Annotated in this window: 5 protein-coding genes; 4 read left to right on the top strand and 1 reads right to left on the bottom strand. The window is 71.3% G+C overall.

Annotated elements, in window-relative coordinates; all coding sequences use genetic code 11:
* Positions 1-174 precede the first annotated feature (174 nt).
* Positions 175-1,830, top strand: coding sequence for a lysine--tRNA ligase (locus ACZJYS_RS22005; RefSeq protein WP_493180325.1), 1,656 nt, complete (start codon positions 175-177; stop codon positions 1,828-1,830).
* Positions 1,827-3,755, top strand: coding sequence for a phosphatidylglycerol lysyltransferase domain-containing protein (locus ACZJYS_RS22000; RefSeq protein ID WP_493180324.1), 1,929 nt, complete (start codon positions 1,827-1,829; stop codon positions 3,753-3,755). Before ACZJYS_RS22005 ends, ACZJYS_RS22000 begins: the two co-directional genes overlap by 4 nt.
* A gap of 34 nt (positions 3,756-3,789) precedes the next feature.
* Here the strand turns inward: ACZJYS_RS22000 and ACZJYS_RS21995 are convergent, their stop codons facing one another.
* Complete coding sequence (locus ACZJYS_RS21995) at positions 3,790-4,440, bottom strand: S24 family peptidase (protein WP_109516832.1); 651 nt, start codon at positions 4,438-4,440, stop codon at positions 3,790-3,792.
* 126 nt (positions 4,441-4,566) lie between these two features.
* On the opposite strand from ACZJYS_RS21995, the gene ACZJYS_RS21990 reads away from it, so the two are divergent.
* On the top strand, positions 4,567-4,998 hold the full coding sequence (locus tag ACZJYS_RS21990) for a hypothetical protein (RefSeq protein ID WP_109516833.1): 432 nt from the start codon (positions 4,567-4,569) through the stop codon (positions 4,996-4,998).
* A complete protein-coding gene (locus ACZJYS_RS21985) occupies positions 4,995-5,471 on the top strand; it encodes a hypothetical protein (RefSeq protein WP_493180323.1) in 477 nt (158 codons plus the stop codon). Before ACZJYS_RS21990 ends, ACZJYS_RS21985 begins: the two co-directional genes overlap by 4 nt.
* Positions 5,472-5,645 lie beyond the last annotated feature (174 nt).

Below are 5,645 nucleotides of genomic sequence, written 5' to 3'. Positions count from 1 at the left end.
GCGCCGGGGAAAGGTCCGGGGGGAGAGACACGCGCGGAACCTAGGGGCAAAAGGCGAACGAGGCCAGGATGCAGCGCGGTTTTTCCCAAAGGTGATGGCCGCGCAAGGATGCGGGGGCTGCCTTGCCCAAGCGGCGCGTTGACCGGGCGCTGCCGCGCTGGCATGGGGCGCTGCATGACCGCCGATTCATCGCTCCGCACCGTCAAGGCCTGGCCCTTCGAGGAAGCCGCCAAGGTCGCCGATCGCATTGCCGCGGCCGGCAAAGCGACGGCGCTGTTCGAGACCGGCTACGGCCCCTCGGGCCTGCCGCATATCGGCACCTTCGGCGAGGTGGCGCGCACCACCTGGGTGCGCCAGGCCTTCGAGCGGATGACCGGCCTCAAGGGCCGCCTGCTGGCCTTCTCGGACGACATGGACGGGCTGCGCAAGGTGCCGGACAACGTGCCGAACGGGGACCTGCTGCGGCAGCATCTCGGCAAGTCGCTCACCGCCATCCCCGACCCCTTCGGCACGCATGAGAGCTTCGGGCACCACAACAACGCCCGGCTGCGCGCCTTCCTCGACGCCTTCGGCTTCGAGTACGAGTTCGCCTCGGCCACCGACTACTACCGCTCCGGCCGGTTCGATGCGGCGCTTCTGCGGATGCTGGAATGCCACGAGGAGGTGCGGCAGGTGATCCTGCCCACCCTCGGCCCGGACCGCCGCGCCACCTACTCGCCCTTCCTGCCCGTCCATCCCCGCACCGGCGTGGTGATGCAGGTGCCGGTGGAGGAGGCGCGTCCGCAGGACGGCACCATCGTCTGGCGCGACCCGGAGAGCGGCGAGCGCTTCGAGACCCCCGTCACCGGCGGCCACGTCAAGGCGCAGTGGAAGGCGGATTGGGCGATGCGCTGGTATGCGCTGGGCGTCGATTACGAGATGTCGGGCAAGGACCTGATCGACAGCGTGAAGCTCTCCTCCGGCATCTGCCGGGTGCTGGGGGCGGAGCCGCCGGTCAGCATGACCTATGAGCTGTTCCTCGACGCCCAGGGGCAGAAGATCAGCAAGTCCAAGGGCAACGGCCTCACCATCGAGGAATGGCTGCGCTACGCCCCGCCCGAGAGCCTGGCCTACTTCATGTACGGGCAGCCTGGCCGGGCCAAGCGCCTGCATTTCGACGTCATCCCGCGCGCGACGGACGAGTACCTGCAGCAGCGCGAGCGCCTGCGTGCCAGCCCCGACCCGGCCAACCCCGACTGGCACATCCACGGCGGCGAGGTGCCGAACAGCCCGGAGCCGCCGCTGACCTTCGGCATGCTGCTGAACCTCGCCACCGTGGCGGCGGCGGACACGCCGGAGCGGCTGTGGAAGTTCGTCCGCAACTACGCCCCCGGTGCCACGCCCGAGACGCAGCCGCTCCTCGGGCAGCTCGTCGAATATGCCGTGGCCTATGCGCGGGACTTCGTGCTGCCCGGCCTCACGCCCCGCGCGCCGACGGCCGAGGAGCGCCCCTGCTTCCAGGCCCTGGTCGACCTGCTGCGCGCGCACCAGGCCGAGATCGAGGCGCTGCCCCCCGGCCTGCCGCAGGCCGAGCGCATCCAGGTGGATGTCTATGACGCCGGGCGGCGCGAGCCCTTCATCCAGGTGATGAAGGACGGCTCCCCTGGCGTGGCGCGCGGCTGGTTCAACGCACTCTACCAGGTGCTGGTCGGCGCCGATCAGGGGCCGCGCTTCGGCAGCCTCGCCGCCGCCTATGGCGTGCCGGAGACGATCCGGCTGGTGGAGGAGGCGCTGGCGCGGCCATCCGATGCCGCAGGGGCGGCACCGGAAGCGGAGGCGGCGTCGGCGTGACCCGCAAGGGCCGCGTGCTCGGCCTGCTGCGGCGGCACGGGCCGACGGTGTTCGGCCTGCTGCTGCTGGTCGGCGCCCTCTATGTGGTGCAGCGCGAGCTGCGGGACCTCTCCATGGCGGAGATCCGCGCCGCCATCGCCGCCGTGCCCACGCCTACCCTGTGGGTCGCCGCGGGCTGGACCGTGCTGGCCTATGCGGTGCTCACCATCTACGACCGGCTCGGCTCGGTCTATGCCGGTAAGCCGGTCAGCTATTCCCGCACCTCGCTCGCCTCCTTCTGCGCCTACACGCTGGCGCACAATCTGGGCTTCGCCGCCGTCTCCGGCGCCGCGGTGCGCTACCGCTTCTACGCCGCCTGGGGGCTGACGCCTGGCGAGATCGCCAAGGTCATCGCCTTCACCAGCCTCACCTTCGGGCTGGGCGGCATGGCGCTGGGCGGCATGGTGCTGATCTGGGAGCCCGAGGTGGTGCCCTGGATCGCCGAGAACCTGCCGCACTGGGCCATGCAGGCGGTGGGCGTCGCGCTGCTCGGGGTGGTAGGGAGCTACATCCTGCTCTCGCGCTTCCTGCCGCACTTCACCGTCTTCGGCCACCGCATCGACCTGCCGGGCTTCCGCATGGCCTGCGCGCAGACCCTGCTGGCCGGTGTCGATGTGGCCGTGACGGCGATGATCTTCTATTCGCTGCTGCCGCCGGCCGAGGGGCTGAGCTTCGCCCGCTTCCTCGGCATCTACCTCGCCGCCTACACGGCGGGGCTGGCGGCCAACGTGCCGGGCGGTCTCGGCGTGTTCGACACGGCGGTGCTGGTGGGGCTGCAGCCCTATGTGCCGGCGCCGCAGGTGATCGGCGCGCTGCTGCTGTTCCGCTTCTTCTACTACATCATCCCGCTCTTCCTGGCCGGCGCCCTGTTCGCCGCCTTCGAGATCAACCAGCGCCGGCACCTGCTGGGGCGCATCGGCATCGAGAGCCGGGCGACGGACGCGCTGGAGGGGCCGGCCCTGGCCGGGCTCTCCGGGCTGGCCGGGGTGGCGCTGCTGTTCATCGGGGCGCTGCCGGCACGGGGCTCCCGCCTCGCGGTCTGGGCGGGGGAGTGGGCGGCGCTGGCCAGCCACTTCGCCGCCTCGGTGATCGGCTCGCTGCTGCTGGTGGTGGCCTATGGCATGCTGCGGCGGCTGCGTATCGCCTGGGTCTCGGGCATCGTGCTGCTGATGGCGGGCACGGTGGTGGCGCTGCTGCGCGGCGAGCCCTGGTTCATCTCGGGCGGCTTCCTGGCCCTGGCCGGGCTGCTGGCCTGCATCCGCACCGCCTTCTACCGCGATGCCCGGCTGACCGGCGAGCCGCTGGCCGGCAGCACGCTGGTGCCGCTGGCCGCCAGCGCGGTGGCGGCGCTGACCCTGGCGCGAATCGGCTGGCAGGGGCCGGTGGCGGACGAGCCCTGGTGGGCCGTGCCCTTCTCGGAGGAGACGCCGCACACGCTGCGCTTCGCGGTGGGGCTATGCGGCGTGCTGCTGCTGGTGGCGGTGGTGCGGCTGCTGCGCCCGGCGCGCATCCGCGCCGTGCCCTACGACCTCGGCGCCCGCGCGCGGCTGGCCATGCTGGGCGCGCGGGTGCCGGCGCAGGCCGACGGCGTCATCTTCGCCGAGGGCGGCCGTGGCGCCGGCTTCGCCTTCCGCCGCCAGGGCGATGTGTGGGTGGGGCTGGGCGATCCGGCCGGCGACGAGTCGGCCTGCATCGCCGCGCTGTGGCGCTTCCGCGACCTGTGCGAGCGCAACGGCGTGGCGCATGCCTTCTGGCAGGTCGGCCCGGCCATGCTGCGCGCCTACGAGGATACCGGCCTGGCCGCCGTGCCCCTGGAGGATGGCCGCTACCTGGTCTGCCCGCCCGAGCGCGACCCGCAGGGCCTGCTGGAGCAGCTCGCCCGCTGACCGGCGGCGCGGCGGACGAGGCCCTCCGCCGCCCTTACTGGCTGGCCCACAGGATGCGGTGCATCCACAGGACCTCCGAGAGATCGAAGCTGTAGTGCGGATGGGCCGGGTTGAGGCTGGCCAGCTCGATCCGCCGGGCGGATTGCCGCACCAGCTCCTTGGCCATCACCTCGCCCTTCACTGTGCGCACCACCACCCGGTCCCCCCGCCGCACCGGCGAGTTGGGGGAGACGATGATGATGTCCCCGTCCCGGAACACCGGCTCCATGCTGTCGCCGGAGATTTCCAGCGCATAGGCGTTGGGGTCGGCCAGCTCGGGCGAGCTGATCTCGTCCCAGCCGGCGCCGACGGGGTAGCCGCCATCGCCGAAATAGCCGTCGCTGCCCGCCTGGGCCATGCCGATCAGCGGGATTCGCCGGCCGGCCATGCTGCGCGCGCCGGCGCTGTGGAGCGCCGGCGCGCCGGTCACGAGGGAGGCGAAGCTGTCCATCTCCGTGCCGGTGGCGGAGAGGATCTTGGCGATGCTCTCGGTGGAGGGCCAGCGGGCGCGCCCGTCCGCGCCGACGCGCTTCGACGGGTTGAAGGCGGTAGGGTCAAGCCCGGCCTTGCGGGCAAGGCCGGAGGGGGACAGGCCGTGCTCGGCTGCCAGGGCATCGACCGCCCGCCAGATATCGTCATGACGCATGGGCCAATTATCCTAGGCGTGCAATCCCGAATCAATAGGAACATGATCACATTTAGGTGTTGACGCCTAGGATGGCCGCTCGCAATGATGAACAGGTCATCAACCTAATGGCGAGGCAACGCCCCCATGACGGCCGCTCTCCGCTCCAATGCCACCCCGGTTCTGGCTTCCCTGGCGAAGGCCGAGCCATTCCGCAGCGCCGACGAAGCCTGGTTCTGGACGATGGCCGCGCTGACGGCGCGCCGCGACGGGGCGCGGGTGGTGGCCGGCGCCGGCCGCGCCATGCGCCCCTGCGAGCCGGACGACGTGGTGAAGTGCCTGGACCGTCTCTACCGCCAGCGCCGCATCGACCTCGTCCATGCCCGCATCATGCGCCTCTGGGGCGAGCGTGGCGTGGCCCCGGACCCGCGGCACCTCGCCGAGAAGAATGACTGGCGGATCTGGTCGGAAGCCATGCAGCGCCTGGAATGGCCGTTGCGGATCAAGGGTATCGTCGCCGGAGCCAGCCTCGGCGAGCCGGGCGAGGTGGTGGCCCTGCCGCGCCGGGGTGCGGCATGAGCGCCGCCGGAAAGGGCGCGCCGCGGCGGCTCTCGCCACGGCATGCGCTGGCCGGGGAGGAGCAGCAGGTCTGGATCGGCTTCGGCGGGCAGGCGGATCAGGGTTGGTTGCGGCTGCTCCGGCCCGGTTTCCGCCATTGCTTTGCCGTCCTCCGCGACAAGGCGGGGTGGACGCTGGTGGAACCGCTCTCCGGCCGGCTGCTGGTGACGCGGGCCGAGTTGGCGGCGGGTTTCGATCTTCCGGGCTTCTATCGCCGCGCGGGCCTTTCGGTTGTGGGGCCGTTCCGTCCGGGGCCGCCCGTGTCCCGCAATTGGCGGCCCGAGATAAGTTTTTATTCCTGTGTGCAGGTGTGCCGCGCCCTGCTGGGCGAGGGGGCGCCACGGGCACTTACACCCCATGGGTTGTATCAGGCGCTGGTGAATGAAGTCTTAAATAGGAAAATAATCATTGACACTGCCTTGCGCGCTGGCTAAAGATTTCCTCGTCAACGGGCGAGTTGCGCCCTGAGGCATCCTCCCGATCCCCGCACACTGCGCGAGCCCGTCCGGACCCCCTCCGGACGGGCTCGCGGCTTTTTGGGGGTCCTTCCGCCGCATCCCGAAGGAGCCAGCACGCGCATGGGTGGCCTGTTCCGCGCCCCGAAGCCG

The organism is Roseomonas sp. TS2, from assembly GCF_058833935.1.
Note: the sequence above shows the minus strand (reverse complement) of the source record. Positions and strands in the feature narration are given on the sequence as shown.